Annotated in this window: 16 protein-coding genes; 11 read left to right on the forward strand and 5 right to left on the reverse strand. The window is 60.8% G+C overall.

The features are described 5' to 3' along the window. Positions 1-4 precede the first annotated feature (4 nt). From IEX27_RS16430 to mnhG, 4 genes are read left to right on the forward strand one after another with little or no spacing between them, the layout of a single operon-like run. Positions 5-1,558, forward strand: a complete 1,554-nt coding sequence (locus IEX27_RS16430; protein ID WP_188722172.1) for a Na+/H+ antiporter subunit D — start codon at positions 5-7, stop codon at positions 1,556-1,558. Continuing rightward, on the forward strand, positions 1,555-2,028 hold the full coding sequence (locus IEX27_RS16435; protein WP_188722173.1) for a Na+/H+ antiporter subunit E: 474 nt from the start codon (positions 1,555-1,557) through the stop codon (positions 2,026-2,028). Before IEX27_RS16430 ends, IEX27_RS16435 begins: the two co-directional genes overlap by 4 nt. After that, entirely contained in the window at positions 2,025-2,360 is a 336-nt protein-coding gene (locus IEX27_RS16440; RefSeq protein ID WP_188722174.1) for a cation:proton antiporter, read from the forward strand. Before IEX27_RS16435 ends, IEX27_RS16440 begins: the two co-directional genes overlap by 4 nt. After that, positions 2,357-2,722 carry a monovalent cation/H(+) antiporter subunit G gene (gene mnhG / locus IEX27_RS16445; RefSeq protein ID WP_188722175.1) on the forward strand — a complete coding sequence of 122 codons (366 nt, stop codon included), beginning with the start codon at positions 2,357-2,359 and terminating at the stop codon, positions 2,720-2,722. Before IEX27_RS16440 ends, mnhG begins: the two co-directional genes overlap by 4 nt. 68 nt (positions 2,723-2,790) lie before the next feature. Here mnhG and IEX27_RS16450 read toward each other — a convergent pair whose 3' ends face one another. Continuing rightward, positions 2,791-3,078, reverse strand: coding sequence for a cytoplasmic protein (locus tag IEX27_RS16450; protein ID WP_188722220.1), 288 nt, complete (start codon positions 3,076-3,078; stop codon positions 2,791-2,793). A gap of 221 nt (positions 3,079-3,299) precedes the next feature. Here IEX27_RS16450 and IEX27_RS16455 point away from each other — a divergent pair, with 221 nt between their 5' ends. From IEX27_RS16455 to IEX27_RS16465, 3 genes are all read left to right on the forward strand, one after another. Further along, positions 3,300-3,719 carry a helix-turn-helix domain-containing protein gene (locus IEX27_RS16455; protein ID WP_188722215.1) on the forward strand — a complete coding sequence of 140 codons (420 nt, stop codon included), beginning with the start codon at positions 3,300-3,302 and terminating at the stop codon, positions 3,717-3,719. Then, entirely contained in the window at positions 3,716-4,540 is an 825-nt protein-coding gene (locus IEX27_RS16460; protein WP_188722176.1) for a DUF6456 domain-containing protein, read from the forward strand. The genes IEX27_RS16455 and IEX27_RS16460 overlap by 4 nt, the downstream gene beginning before the upstream one ends. A gap of 107 nt (positions 4,541-4,647) precedes the next feature. Beyond that, positions 4,648-6,759, forward strand: a complete 2,112-nt coding sequence (locus IEX27_RS16465) for a S9 family peptidase (protein ID WP_188722177.1) — start codon at positions 4,648-4,650, stop codon at positions 6,757-6,759. Between the two features lie 64 nt (positions 6,760-6,823). On the opposite strand, the gene IEX27_RS16470 is transcribed toward IEX27_RS16465, so the two are convergent. The 3 genes from IEX27_RS16470 to IEX27_RS16480 form a co-directional block, all read right to left on the reverse strand. Next, complete coding sequence (locus IEX27_RS16470; RefSeq protein ID WP_188722178.1) at positions 6,824-7,732, reverse strand: cytochrome c; 909 nt, start codon at positions 7,730-7,732, stop codon at positions 6,824-6,826. Positions 7,733-7,738: 6 nt separating this feature from the next. Next, a complete protein-coding gene (locus tag IEX27_RS16475; protein WP_188722179.1) occupies positions 7,739-8,179 on the reverse strand; it encodes a c-type cytochrome in 441 nt (146 codons plus the stop codon). 179 nt (positions 8,180-8,358) lie between these two features. Beyond that, complete coding sequence (locus tag IEX27_RS16480; RefSeq protein ID WP_188722180.1) at positions 8,359-8,961, reverse strand: superoxide dismutase; 603 nt, start codon at positions 8,959-8,961, stop codon at positions 8,359-8,361. A 323-nt stretch (positions 8,962-9,284) separates the two neighbouring features. Between IEX27_RS16480 and IEX27_RS16485 the strand changes: the two genes are divergently transcribed. Together IEX27_RS16485 and IEX27_RS16490 are read left to right on the forward strand one after the other, a co-directional pair. Beyond that, positions 9,285-9,941: a haloacid dehalogenase type II gene (locus IEX27_RS16485; RefSeq protein WP_188722181.1), complete on the forward strand. Its 657-nt coding sequence runs from the start codon at positions 9,285-9,287 to the stop codon at positions 9,939-9,941. 180 nt (positions 9,942-10,121) lie between these two features. After that, a complete protein-coding gene (locus IEX27_RS16490) occupies positions 10,122-10,883 on the forward strand; it encodes a L,D-transpeptidase family protein (RefSeq protein ID WP_188722182.1) in 762 nt (253 codons plus the stop codon). Between the two features lie 56 nt (positions 10,884-10,939). Here IEX27_RS16490 and IEX27_RS16495 read toward each other — a convergent pair whose 3' ends face one another. Continuing rightward, positions 10,940-12,499 (reverse strand): helicase HerA-like C-terminal domain-containing protein, encoded by a 1,560-nt coding sequence (locus IEX27_RS16495; protein WP_188722183.1) that lies wholly within the window; start codon positions 12,497-12,499, stop codon positions 10,940-10,942. Between the two features lie 284 nt (positions 12,500-12,783). On the opposite strand from IEX27_RS16495, the gene IEX27_RS16500 reads away from it, so the two are divergent. Together IEX27_RS16500 and IEX27_RS16505 are read left to right on the forward strand one after the other, a co-directional pair. After that, a complete protein-coding gene (locus IEX27_RS16500) occupies positions 12,784-14,142 on the forward strand; it encodes a methylmalonyl-CoA mutase family protein (RefSeq protein WP_188722184.1) in 1,359 nt (452 codons plus the stop codon). Continuing rightward, the gene (locus IEX27_RS16505; protein WP_188722185.1) at positions 14,142-14,543 is read left to right on the forward strand and encodes a GFA family protein; all 402 of its coding nucleotides are present in this window, start codon (positions 14,142-14,144) and stop codon (positions 14,541-14,543) included. Before IEX27_RS16500 ends, IEX27_RS16505 begins: the two co-directional genes overlap by 1 nt. The last annotated feature ends 16 nt before the right edge of the window (positions 14,544-14,559 follow it).

Consider the following 14,559-nt stretch of genomic DNA (forward strand, 5'->3'; position numbering starts at 1 on the left):
CTGCATGGCCATTGAACATAGTTCCGTAGATCTGTCTGACGCGATGATCCTCGAGCCGACCGCGCTCGCTGACTGGATCATTACAGCGCCGGTCATCATCCCGCTCATCGCAGGTGCCCTGCTGCTGATGATCCGGCACGAAACGCGCTTTCACGCCGGCATTGCGATCGGCGCGCTCCTTCTCGCCCTGCTCGGGCACATTGGGCTTCTTGCGCGTGTCCTGGAAACCGGCCCGCTCACGATGACCATGGGTCGCTGGCTACCGCCTTTTGGTATCTCGTTCACGGCGGATGTGCTCGGCGCCTCGATGGGCCTGGCGGCGACGCTCTCAGCCCTCGTCTGTGCCCTTTACTCCCTCACCGACATCGGCGCGAGAGGACGACGCTACGGCTTCTATGGCTTCCTGATGCTCATGATGGCAGGCGTCAACGGCGCCTTCATCACGGGCGACATCTTCAATCTCTACGTCTGGTTCGAAGTCTTCCTCATCTCGTCCTTCGGCCTGCTGGTTTTAGGCTCAGAACGTCGGCAGCTTGACGGCGCTACCAAATACGCGATCCTGAACCTCCTCGGCACGACGCTTTTCCTCACCGCCACTGCCCTGCTCTATGGCGCGCTCGGTACGCTCAACATGGCGGATATCGCCCGCGTGATGCCCGAGGTGCAGGATTCCATTCCGGCCGGAACGCTCGCCACGCTCTTCTTCTTCGCCTTTGCCATGAAGGCCGCCGCCTTTCCGGTCAACTTCTGGCTGCCAGCCTCGTACCACACCCCCCGCATCGCTGCTGCGGCCCTGTTCGGTGGTGTGCTGACCAAGATTGGCGTCTACGCCCTGCTGCGCACCTTCGGCATGCTGATGCCCGACCAACTGACGCTGCTCTCGACCCTGATCGCCTGGGTCGCCGCCGCGACCATGATCATCGGCGTGATGGGAGCTCTCGCCCAGACGGATCTGCGCCGCATCCTCGGGTTCGTGGTGATCTCCGGCGTCGGCACGATGATGGCGGGCCTTGCGCTCGGCTCGGTCGAAGGCTTCTCCGGCGCGATCTTCTACGCCTTCCACTCGATCCTCGTGATGACCGCGCTCTATCTTCTGGCAGGCGTCATGAACGGACTGGCCGGCACCTATTCGCTGCGCACGCTTTCCGGCCTCTACACATCCCACCCGCTGGTAGCGGCCTTCGCCTTCCTTCTGTTCCTCGCCGTCTCTGGCCTGCCCCCGGCATCCGGACTCTGGCCAAAGGTGATGCTGATCCGCGCGTCGATCGATGGTGGCGCACCATGGCTCGCATTCGCCATCCTGCTGTCTAGCCTGCTCACGATGCTAGCCCTTGGCCGCGTCTTCCTCCTGGCCGTCTGGCGCCCCGCCGTTGAACCGTCGACCGCCATGGTCGTCTCACCTGGGATTGGGTATGCCGCGCTCCTGGTGCTTGCTGTGCCAATCGTGTGGATGGGCGTCTATCCCGAACCCTTCGCGAATGTGGCGACCAAAGCGGCAGCCGGCCTCACCGACACGTCTGCCTATATCCGGAGCGTCTTCCCGGAGGTTGTCCAATGAGCACCTTCCTCGTCAATCTGATCCTGGCTCTCCTCTGGACGGCTGTGACCGGATCGTTCTCCTTCGCCAACATGGTGTTCGGCTTCCTGCTTGCGGCTTTCATCATCTATCTCGTTCGCGAGCAGACCGGTGCCCGGTCCTACTTCGTCCATGCATCCCGCATCCTCGGCCTGGTGATCCTTTTCATCAAAGAGCTGGTGAAGTCGGCCTCCAAGGTCGCGCTCACCGTGCTCAAGCCGAACATGGAGCTGAAACCGGGCTTCATTTCCTATGAGCTCAAGGTCACCAGCGACATGGAGATCACGCTGCTGGCAAATCTCATTACGCTCACGCCCGGCACCCTTTCCGTTGATGTGTCGGAGGACCGCAAGCTCCTCTTCATTCACGCGCTGGACTGCAGCGATCCGGCCGCGATCCGTGCCGACATTGAAAACGGTTTCGAGCGCGCCATTCTGGAGGCATTCCGATGAACGAGGCTGCAACCGGCTTCCTGGAGTTTGCGACCCTGATCGCGCTCGGCATCCTGTCCCTCGCCTTCCTGCTCACGGTGGCCCGCGTCATCCTTGGACCGGGCGTACCTGACCGCGTACTTGCGCTCGACATGCTCGTGGCGATTGCCATCGGCTTCATCGGTGTCATCGGCATCAGAACGGGCTTCACCATCTATCTCGATATCGCCATAGCGCTCGGCCTCGTGGGCTTCCTCACCACGGTAGCCTTTGCCCGTTTCATCATGAGCCGCCGCTACCGCCAGGACTATCAGGAAATTTCTGCCCGCCTGAACGCGAAGAGGCGTCCATGACCGAGCTTTGGAACATCCTCGTCGGCCTTCTGGTCATCATTGGCGCGCTCTTCACCCTCTTCGCGGCCATGGGCGTGCTGCGCTTTCCCGACCTTTACACGCGCATGCACGCGGCCTCCAAGGCTGGCGTCTTCGGCTCGGGGCTGATCCTCATTGGCCTTGCGATCCACGCCACGGACGTTGCCATGGCGTTGCGGGCGATCCTCGCTATCCTGTTCCTGATCCTCACCACGCCGATATCAGCGCATCTGCTCGCGAAGGCAGCCTATGGTGCAGGTTACCGCCCGTGGAAAGGCACTGCATGCGATGAGATGGCGCTCACACAAGAGCGTTCCGCGGGCAAGAAGAAGTCGAAGATCTAAAAAGCGGCAGCTGGCGCCTTGAAGAGGCGCCTCGATGCTTTCTGGAAATCTGGATTTGAGAGCCTCGGTCAGCAGGAACTGGCATCGTTGCGAGCCAGGGTCTCGTAGGCCTGCTTCAGCGCTATGTGGCGGTTGAGATCGTAGCTCCAGTGCCGGCGGATGCCTCGCAGACGCTCCCGCTCAAGAAGTCTTCCCAGCCTGATGATGGTGATTTTTCGCTCTTCGCCCCGCTGAGCCATGGCATCCGCGAGGTCGATCCCGCACGTCAAAAACAGGGCAGCGTTCTGCCGCGCAGCGCTTACCCTGTACTCCTGTTGCCTGGTGAATTCATTTATCTCTTTGTATATGATATCCATCCCCTACTCCTTGTTTATGAATAGTAAGTTTGCAATACAACCATAGGTAGGGGACATATTCCCTCACACACGCTGTTCGAGAAAATAAAATCGTGAGGAGAATCAAAATGCTACAAGAGCAGGACGGTTACGGTAGTTCTTTATTTGTTCACCTCGAATACGCATCAAGCTATAAGAATCCCATTCACTTGTGGAGGGTGCGTTCCGTGACAGCGATTGCGATGAGAGCGAATACCTGCGTTGCTCAGGCAGAAAACCCGCAGGAAAATCAACCGTCCACTACAACTTTTCCGAGAAAAATTAGCTCGGTTAATGATGAACGGATTTCTGACATCTGCGAGTGTGTACTCGACATACTATCAGCTTTGTTTAACGTAAGCGGACGCGAACTACGGCAACCAGGCCGAACATCGACCAGCATATCTCGTGTACGACAGATCGGCATGTACGTTACTCATGTAAACATGGGTCTGAGCATGGCCGAAGTGGGACGTGGCTTCGGGCGTGACAGAACGACGGTCATGCACGCCTGTCACCTGATCGAAGACATGCGCGACGACGCCGAGTTCGACCAGATCGTGCGCATGACCGAGCGCATCACGGCAATAGCATTCCGCCAACAGCTGGGAGGTTCGGAATGACTGGGGGCGAAGCGTCTCCTGAACGAGATCGCCGTCAGCGCCTCAGGATCCTCCGCTATCTTTCTTCCGGGGCAGCAACCATAGAAAGGGCCGCGACACCGGCCCTTCTTCTTCTCAACGGTAGCGATCGCGCCACCATTTCTGTTGAAAGTTCCATACTGGAGCTGCTTCTGTCCGATGGTCTCGTTGCCAGAATTGACGACCGCGTTGAGTTGACGTCTCTCGGGTCTTCATCCGCCAAGGAGGATCTACCTGACGACACACGCTACCGCGACCAGCACATGGATCTGGACTTCGCCACGTTCCGCACGAACGACGGCTATGTATCGTTGCTCGTCAACCGCGCGGAATCCCCCCTGGCGCAACTCGCGAGGCGCAAGACCCGAAACGGTAAGCCGTTCCTGACCGAAAAGGAATTTCTGGCCGGAGAACGTCTGCGCGCCGACTATACCCGGGGCCAGATGATGCCCCGCATGAGCGCGAACTGGGAAGCACCCGTCTCCAGTGGTGGACGCGGCGGCGGCGACCGTTACGGTGACCTCACCGACGCCGCCCTCGGTGCCCGCATCCGGGTCGACAACGCGCTCGAAGCCATCGGGCCCGAGCTCGCTGGCCCGCTGGTTGATGTCTGCTGCTTTCTCAAGGGCATCGAACAGGTGGAAGCGGAGCGCGGCTGGCCCGCACGTTCGGCCAAGCTGATCCTCAAGACGGCACTTGCAGCACTCTGCAGGCACTATGAACCGCGCGAAACCCGACGGGCCAAGACAAACATACTGCATTGGGGAGCTCCGGACTTTCGGCCTTCATTAACCGGCAACTGATTGTCCATGCTTTCGCCCCCGTGCTAGAGCAGTCTCCACTTGAGGTGCGGGCGCGCTCGGGGTCTGTCCCGGGGCCGCGTCAGCATCAGAACCTTCGGAGTCTCTCAATGGCAGTTTCAGTCCGGTTCCTCGACATTCCCGGCCCCCGTGCCGATCAGCGCCCGGTTACAGCGACCCATCACGGTCACACCCGTACCGATGAATATGCCTGGCTGCGGGCAGAGAACTGGCAGGAAGTACTGCGCGATCCGTCCGTGCTTGATCCGGCTCTGCGTCAGCATCTTGAGGCCGAGAACGCCTATGTAGCCGAACAGATGGCAGACACCGCGGATCTGCAGAAGACCCTTTTCGCCGAGATGCGCGGCCGCATCAAGGAGGACGATTCCTCGGTACCAATGAAGCACGGCCCCTACGCCTATGGCGCGGATTTCCGCGAAGGCGGCGAGCACCCGCGCTACTTCCGAACACCCCGCAATGGTGGCGACAAGAGCATCCTTATCGATGGCGACGAACTGGCCAAGGGCAAGGCCTATTTCCAGGTCGGCGCGGTCGACCCCTCGCCGGACCACGGACGCATCCTCTGGAGCTATGACGACAAGGGCTCCGAATATTACACGATCCGCATTCGCGACGCCGCAACGCTTGCCGACTTGTCTGACCTGGTCGAAGGCACCGGCGGCGATGGCGCGTTCAGCGCGGACGGCAGTGGGTTCTGGTACATCCAGCTCGACGAAAACCACCGTCCGGCAAAACTCTTCTTCCACCAGATCGGCACCGAGTCCTCAGAAGACCGCCTCGTCTTCGAAAACGATGAGCCCGGCTTCTTCATGAGCGTCGATGACAGCCCGTTGAACGACTGGATCATCGTCTCGCTCCACGATCACGAGACCAGCGAGAACTGGCTCATCCCTGCAAACGATCCGGCCGCTTCGCCCAAGCTCGTGGCAGCGCGTCAGGAAGGCGTGCAATACGATCTTGAGCCTGCAGGCGACGAGTTCTTCGTCCTCACCAATGCGGACGGGGCCAAGGACTTCAAGGTCATGTCAGCCCCCGCGTCAGATCCCCGTCCGGAAAATTGGCGCGAAGTCGTCCCGCATGAGGCCGGTCGCCTCATCATCGCCATCCAGGCATTCGAGCATTTCCTGGTCCGTCTGGAGCGCAAGGATGGCGCACCGCGGATCATCCTGCGCGACCGCAAGACCGGTAACGAAGAGACCATCGCCTTTGACGAGGAAGCCTATTCGCTGGGCCTCATTGGCGCGGTGGAATACGACACCGAAGTGATCCGCTTCTCCTATTCGTCGCTCACAACGCCCGAGCAGCAGTACGACTACAACATGCGCACCGGCGAGCGCACGCTGCTCAAGACACAGGAAGTGCCCTCCGGCCATAATCCGGAAGACTACGTAACCCGCCGTCTCATGGCTCCCGCGCCGGACGGGGAACTGGTGCCGATTTCGCTCGTCTACCGCAAGGGATTGAACCTCGACGGCTCCGCCCCCTGCCTGCTCTACGGCTACGGCTCCTACGGGATCTCGATCCCTGCCTCTTTCCGCACCAACATCCTGTCGCTCGTCGATCGCGGCTTCGTCTACGCCATCGCCCACATTCGCGGCGGCAAGGAAAAGGGTTGGGACTGGTACGAAAACGGCAAGCGCGCGAAGAAGACCAACACCTTCACCGATTTTATCGCTTGCGGCCGTCATCTTGTGAAGGAAGGTTACACCAGCCACGACCGCATGGTTGCCGAAGGCGGTTCTGCTGGTGGCATGCTGATGGGCGCCGTGGCCAACATGGCACCGCAGGACTTCTGCGCCATCGTGGCTCAGGTGCCCTTCGTCGATGTCCTCAATACCATGCTGGATGATACCCTCCCGCTGACACCGCCCGAGTGGCCGGAATGGGGCAACCCGATCACCAGCAAGGCGGACTACGACACGATCCTTGCCTATTCGCCCTATGACAACGTTGCGGAGCAGCCTTACCCGACACTTCTGGCCCTTGCAGGGCTAACCGATCCACGCGTCACCTATTGGGAACCGGCGAAGTGGGTCGCCCGCCTGCGCGACAAGACGACGAGCGGCAACCCCATCCTCTTCCGGGTCAATCTGGATGCAGGTCACGGCGGCGCTGCCGGCCGCTTCTCGCGCCTTGAGGAAGTTGCCTTCTACTACGCCTTCATGCTCAAGGCTGTGGGGGCGGCAGCTTCTGCTGCGTAAAACGTCTCTTTCCCCTCATAGTGAGCTTGTCGAACTACGAGGGGAATGCGCATTTGCCTGCCCTCTACGGCTTCGCCGGAACAGCCTTTAGATACGCGGCAATGGCCTCGCGATCCTCTGCTGTGAGTTTGGCCAGGTTGCGCACGACCTTGGCCATCTCGCCACCAGCAGAGTCAAAGTCTGGCGTGAAACCGCTCTCCAGATAGTAGGCGATGTCGCTTTCGCTCCAGTCGCCGATACCATCCTTGCTTGGCGTGATGTTCGGGATGCGGCCGCTGCCCTCCATGGAAGGAGCACCGGCAAGCCACTGGCTCTTGTCATGTCCGCCGCCAAAGTCGCGCGGCGTGTGGCACTCGCCACAATGCCCCGGTCCCTCGACCAGATACTGCCCGCGCAGAACCTTCGGATCGGCATCCTCAGGCAGATCCACCACCGGATCTTCCGAAAAATACCGCATCTTCCACAGGCCCACGCCCCGGCGAACCGAGAATGGGAACGAAAGGTCATGCTCACCCGCGCGACCTTCAACCTGCGGCAGCGTCTTCATGTAGGCAAATAGGTCCACCACGTCCTGCTCGCTCATACGCGCGTAGGACGTATACGGAAACGCCGGATAGTAGTGGCTGCCGTCGGGCGCGACGCCCCGCATCATCGCATTGGCAAAGTCGAGCTCGCTCCACGAGCCGATGCCATCCGTCGGATGCGGAGAGATGTTCGGCGCAACGAATGTGCCGAAGTCGGAACGCAGCGCAAGCCCTCCTCCAAGCTCAAGCTGCGCGTCGCCTTCAACACCTGTCCTGGCGTGGCAGGAGGTGCAGCCTCCCGCCCAGAACACCGCCTCGCCGCGCGCCGCCTCTCCCGGCTGCAGCCCCGAGAGAGCCGAGGCTTCGAGCGGGCTTGCCGCCGTCAGCAACCAGCCGGCAGCACCCGCGATAACCACGAGTGCCGCGCCGGCAAAGATTACTCCACGCATCAGACCCTACTCGAGCCTGTAGTTTTCATGGCAGGCGCCGCAGTTCTGCAGCACCGGACCTACCGCCTGCTGGAACGCCTTCAGGTCAGCAGGACCATCCTTGCCAGATGCCTTGAATGCAGCCTCGGCGGACGCCTGGAACTTGTCGAACGCTGCCTGGAATCCTGCCGGATCTTCCCAGATCTTCGGGGCAGCCTTCGTGTCCGCGCCGGAACCCTCCGGGAAGAACGCATGCGCGGACGTGGAAACGCCATAGAAGGTAGCGATTGCCGCTTTTGCGACAGCGGGCTGATAGTCCATCTCACCCTTGAGCATCGGAACGGCAATGCCGGCGGCTCCCGCCGCTGCGGCCATCAAAGCCTGCCTCGCTTTTACCGGATCGTCCTGAGCAGCAACTGTCCCCCCAGCCAGCATGAGCACAAAAGCAGACGTCAATAGCTTCTTCATATAGAATCTCCAAAAAGTTGACGGTGCAAGATAACCATCATTGCCGGCAACTCTCCAAAAAAGTGCACACTCTGGAATCAATCCTTTGTGAGAGGCTAAACGGCTATCCCCCTTGTGAATAACGAAAAAGCCCGGCCTTTTCAGACCGGGCTTTATCACTTCGAAATAGGAAAAGCGGATTAGCCGCGAGCCTTCTCGTAAAGCTCCAGGACGTAGTCCCAGTTGATCAGGCTGTCCACGAAAGCTTCGAGGTACTTTGGGCGCGCGTTACGGTAGTCGATGTAGTAGGAGTGCTCCCACACGTCGGCACCGAGGATCGGCGTAGCACCATGAACGAGCGGGTTCTCGCCGTTCGGCGTCTTCATGATCTCAAGCTTGCCGTCCTTGAACGCAACCCATGCCCAGCCCGAACCGAACTGCGTCACGCCAGCGTTGATGAAGTCTGCGCGAAACTTGTCGTAGCCACCCAGGTCGCTGTCGATTGCCTGCTGCAGCGCACCGGGAAGCTTGTTGCCCCCGCCGTCCTTCTTCATCCAGCGCCAGAAGTGGAGGTGGTTGAAGTGCTGACCAGCATTGTTGAAGAGCGGCTGATTCTTGCCGTAGGACTGCTTGACGATCTCTTCCAGAGAGAGATTGTCCATCCCTGCTTCTGCAGCCAGCTTGTTGCCGGTGTCGACATACGCCTTGTGGTGCTTGTCGTGGTGATACTCAAGTGTCTCCCGGGACATGAAAGGCTGCAGAGCCTCGTAGTCGTAGGGCAGATCCGGCAGTTCGAAAGCCATGCTTGCTCTCCCTTCTTTAGATACGTTAGCAACTCGTACTCGGACTGGGGATGACACCGCCAAGGGCGGTCATCCCACCGCGCGGTGTCTTAACAGTTCCACGAGTGGACGTCGAATGCGCCCATCTCCAATATAGTGATCTTCCACCGTTTGCCACCGGTACGACTCTGATTTCACGATCTTCCATCGCACAATCCTTGCGATCCGTTGGTTTACAGCGCCTCCCAAGGAACAGAATGCTGAGACGGCAAAGCACCGTGGGCTACCTTCTTGACCCCTCCTCGGGAATGGGCTGAACTACCTTCCCCGAAGGAGCCCGTGCCATGCAGTCTTCCGCCTTCATCTTCGATGCCTATGGCACCCTCTTCGACGTGCACTCCGCCGTCCGCCGCCACGCGGCCAAGCTTGGACCGGACGGTCAGCGCATGTCGGAGATCTGGCGGACCAAGCAGCTTGAATATTCCTGGGTCGGCACCCTCATGGGTGAACCCACCGACTTCTGGAACCTCACCGAACGCGCGCTCGATTATGCCTTCAAGAAGGTTCCCTCTGCGGACCGGAGCCAGCGCGACAACCTGCTTGAGGCCTACTGGCAGTTGGACTGCTATCCCGAAGTTCCCACCGTCCTCTCGGCATTGAAGCACGCCGGCCACCGCGTCGGCATCCTCTCGAACGGCCGGATGGACATGCTCCAATCCGCAGTCCGCAACTCCGCCATTGACGGGTTTCTCGACGACATCTTCTCGGTCGATCAGGTTGGCAGGTTCAAGCCCGCCGCCCAGGTATATGAAATGGTCAGCACCGCCTGGCGTCTCTACCCTGCAGCCATTTCCTTCCAGTCCTCAAACCGGTGGGATGTCGCGGGTGCCAGGAACTATGGCTTCCGCGCCGTGTGGATCAACCGCACCAACGAGCCGGACGAGTACCAGGCGCAGGCGCCGGACCTCATCCTCCCCTCCCTGAGTGGGCTTACGCCGTAGCTTAACCGCAACGACCGTTGCAAAAAGGCAATAGCATTGAAGTCAATGTGGTTCGGACGCGCCGAATAAGGTAGTCTGATGTCAACATTGCCTGAAGCGTGCTTGCATAACGGCGTTTTTTCAGCTTCATCGCTGTTCATAAGTTATGTCTCCCTTCATAATTCTTTTGGACCGAGAAGAATGTCCGCATTCGACGCATCCTCCCCTATTTCACGACGCGCGTTTCTCTCCGCGCTCGGCTCCGGCACAGCCGCACTTGCACTTTCCGGCTGCGCCAACGTACCGAGCAGCGAAAGCAAGGTTGTCGCACAGCGCCCCACCCCGCTGGTGACCCCGCCACCCGTCAACATCGGCACGCCGCAGCAGATGTATGCTGCAATGGTCGATGAGACCCACAACATCCCCGCCGTTCCGGTGGACAAGATCGACAGCCGCTATCTCCGTCAGGAGGTCGCAGACCCGACTGGCGAGCGTCCGGGAACGATCGTCGTGGATACCGCGTCCCACTTCCTCTATCTGGTCGGCTACGGTGGCCGCGCCATGCGTTACGGCGTCGGCCTCGGCCGTGATGGCTTCGCATGGGCAGGTCGCGCCCAGGTGGATCGCAAGTCCAGGTGGCCCAAGTGGTTCCCGCCGGCAGAAATGATCGACCGCCAGCCGAACCTCGAGAAGTACCGCGCCTCCTACGACAAGCAGACGAACACGTGGCTTGGTGGCATGGAACCGGGCGTGCAGAACCCTCTCGGTGCCCGCGCGCTCTACCTCTATGAGGATGGCAAGGACACGCTCTACCGCATCCACGGCTCACCGGAATGGTGGTCCATCGGCAAGTCGGTTTCATCCGGCTGCGTTCGCATGATCAACCAGGATGTGATCGATCTCTACGATCGCGTGCCCGAGGGTACGCCGGTCGTCGTGACAAGCGGCCTGCGCTCGGTTTAACCGGGTTCGCTCCGAACCAACGAAAAGGCGGCCCGCAAGCCGCCTTTTTTTCCGCCCTATCGCCCGCGCTTGAGACTTCCCAGGATGCCGCGAACGATCTCGCGGCCAAGCGTGGTGCCGACGGTCCGCACGACCGACTTCACGATCGTCTCGGTAACCGTCTGTCGCTGGTAGCCACCGCCACCACTCTTTGAGCGCTTCGTCGTCGTCCGGCTGCTGGAACCGCCGAAATCCGGCAGCGTCCAGCCGGTCCTGTTCGACGTGCCCTCTTCTTCCTCCTGCTGGCGCGCACGCTCCTCGGCCCGTGCACTTTCTTGGGCGCGCTGCTGCAGCATCTCGAAGGCAGAGTGCCGGTCGATCATCCGATCATAGACCCCCGTCACCGGACTTGTGTTGATGATCGCCTGCCGCTCCTGCGGTGTCAGCGGACCGATTCGCGATGAGGGTGGCCGGATCAGCGTCCGCTGGACGATCGAAGGGATACCCTTGTTCTCAAGCACGGAGACGAGCGCTTCACCGGTCCCCATCGTCGTTATTGCATCATAGCACGAGAAGGCCGGGTTGGGTCGGAAGGTCTCCGCCGCCACCTTCACCGCCTTCTGCTCCCTCGGCGTATAGGCGCGCAGGGCATGCTGCACACGGTTGCCAAGCTGCGCCAGCACCGTTTCCGGCACGTCGAGCGGGTTCTGGGTCACGAAATAAACGCCGACGCCCTTCGAGCGGATCAGGCGCACCACCTGCTCGATCCGCTCCAGAAGCGCCTTGGGAGCCTCATCAAACAACAGATGCGCCTCGTCGAAGAAGAACACCAGCCGCGGCTTCTCCGGATCGCCAACCTCGGGCAGTTCCTCGAACAGCTCCGACAGGAGCCACAGCAGGAACGTGCCGTAGAGCTTCGGCTTCATCATCAGCTTGTCAGCAGCGAGCACATTCACGTACCCGCGGCCATCCCGCGTCGTGCGCATCAGGTCAGAGATGTGAAGCGCCGGTTCGCCGAAGAACTTGTCGCCGCCCTGCCCCTCCAGCACCAGGAGCGACCGCTGGATCGCACCCACGGAAGGCTTCGTAATATTACCGTAGCGCGTGGAGAACTGCGACGCGTTATCCGCCACGTAAGCGAGCAGCGCCTGCAGATCCTTCAGGTCCAGAAGCAGCAACCCTTCTTCATCCGCAATGCGGAAGGCAATGTTCAGCACGCCCTCCTGCGCCTCGGTGAGATCCATCAGCCGCGAGAGCAGCAACGGCCCCATTTCCGAGACCGTTGCGCGGATCGGGTGCCCCTGTTCACCGAAAAGATCCCAGAAGATGACCGGCGCTTCGCGGAAGCTGTAGTTCTCGAGCTTCACCTCTTCCGACCGCTTGTGCAGGAAATCCTTGCTTTCTCCGGCAGCTGCAATGCCCGAGAGATCGCCCTTCATGTCGGCGCAGAACACCGGCACACCCGCGTCGGCAAAGCTCTCCGCCAGCACCTGCAGCGTCACCGTCTTGCCGGTACCCGTCGCACCGGTGATCAGCCCGTGCCGGTTCCCGTAACGCAGCAGCAGCCTCTCAGCCTGTTGATAAGTATCGTCTGGATTGCGGCTTGCACCGAGAAAGATGCTGTTTTCGGCGTCCATTCGCTGGTTCCTTTTCCGGGAGACTGCGGTTTCCTTAAGGTATAGCCAGCGCTTGTCCGGTCTGGCAACGCCTCCCCCACCCGGAGCCTGCTGGTTTTTTCCCGAGCCTGCCCTCGCCTTCCCGGCGCCATGAAGTCACCGCAACGATCTCGTACTGTGCCCCGATTGCAACGTTGCACTCGTTAACTCATTTTAGTGTATTCAATAGCTGGCATTGCCGCCGGCGAGCGCCCATCATAAACTACGGATTTGTTTCCCGTTGGCGACAATTGGAAAGGGATGAGATGACTTCCTCGACACCAACAGTATCGGATTCTCCAGCTCCCGCAGGTGAGCACGGGCTGGAAATTGTCTCCAAGCCGTTGGATCCGTCGAATAGCGAAGCTGCACCCGCCGCTGGTTCGGAACGGTCCATCCGCTGGCGCGTGATGCAGCGTGTGGATGACCCGGATCCCGCCCGCGCCACCGCCCAGGCGACCGAAGACCTCAAGAACGGCGCCAACGGCCTCTCGCTTGTCTTTGCCGGAGCGCCGAACGCCTTCGGTTTCGGCCTGCCCTCGAATATCGAGGGCTTGCGTGCCGCTTTGGCGGACGTGCCGCTCCAGGGCGTTCACCTGCGCGTCGACGTTCACCCCCAGAGCCGCGCGTCCATCGACTGGCTGGCGCAGCTGTTCCAGGAAAAGCAGGTAAACCCGACGGGCGTCCACCTCTCCTTCGGCGTCGATCCTGCATCACTCTTCGTGGGCACCGGCCAGCTGCGCATGTCGCTTGAGGCGCTGGAAGCATCCCTGCCCCAATCGCTGGGCGGCTTCTTCGCTCTGTCCCTGCCGGGTGTGCTGCTGGAAGCCGATGGCCGCGTTTATCACAACGCTGGCGCAAGCGAGACCCAGGAGCTCGGCATCATGCTGGCCTCCGCCTCCTCCTACCTGAAAATGTTCGAGGACGCCCGCCAGCCTCCGGTCTACGCCATGCCGCATCTGGGCTTCGCAACCAGCATGGACCAGGACCTTCTGTCTTCCACGGCAAAGCTGCGTGCCCTGCGCCTGCTCTGGGCGCGGATGCTGCGCGACTATGGCATCGAGCCCCAGCCGGTCCCGATCCATGCGGAAACATCCTTCCGCATGCTCAGCGCCCGCGATGTCGAGACCAACATCGTCCGCACCACCATGGCGACCTTTGCCGCTGCCGTGGGTGGTGCCGATTCGATCTCCGTTCTCCCCCATACGATCCCGCTGACGCTGCCCGAGGCAGACGCCCGCCGGATCGCGCTCAACACCAGCCTCGTCCAGGGCTTTGAAACGAGTGCCCAGGAACTGATCTCTGCCCAATCCGACTTCGTTGATAGCCTTGTTGAGCGCTACTGCGACCGTGGCTGGGACGAATACAAGCGCATTGAGGCGGAGGGCGGAGTGCTGCGCAGCATTGCTTCCGGCACGCTCCAGGCGCGCATTGCTGAAGAACGGAACGAGCAGCTCAAGCGCTACGGCACGCTGGTTGGCTCCACGATCTATCCGAAGGCTGCTGAGAGACCTCTCGTCCTGCCGAAGATCCTCCAGCAGATTTTCAACGATGCCGCGATCACCTGCGAGCCGCTTCTGCCGCAGCGTTTCGAGGCATTGGCCAATTCTGAAGGGGGAAACTGATGAGGATCCACGGTCAATGCCATTGCGGCAACATCACCTACGAGGCTGAGGTCGAACCCACCCCAGTAACGGTCTGCCACTGCGATGACTGCCAGCGCCTGACGGGTTCCCCGTTCCGCGTCACTGTTTCCACGCCCCGCTCGAACATCGAGATCAAGGGCGAGCCCAAGATCTACCGTCGGCAGGCGGACAGCGGCACCATGCGCCTCATGTACTTCTGCCCGGAATGCGGCTCCTCGCTCTTCGCAAGCGACGAAGACGTCGATGCCCGTCCCTGGGGCATCCGCTGGGGCTCGATCAACGAGCGCAAGCAACTCGCACCGACCCAGCAGATCTGGTGCAGCTCCGCAGTCGAATGGGGCATGTTCCCCGACCTTCCCCGCAAGGACAAGCAGAAGTAGCCCTGCATTAACTGAC

Origin of the sequence: Nitratireductor aestuarii (assembly GCF_014641695.1) — a bacterium.
In the GTDB taxonomy this organism is placed as follows: domain Bacteria; phylum Pseudomonadota; class Alphaproteobacteria; order Rhizobiales; family Rhizobiaceae; genus Chelativorans; species Chelativorans aestuarii.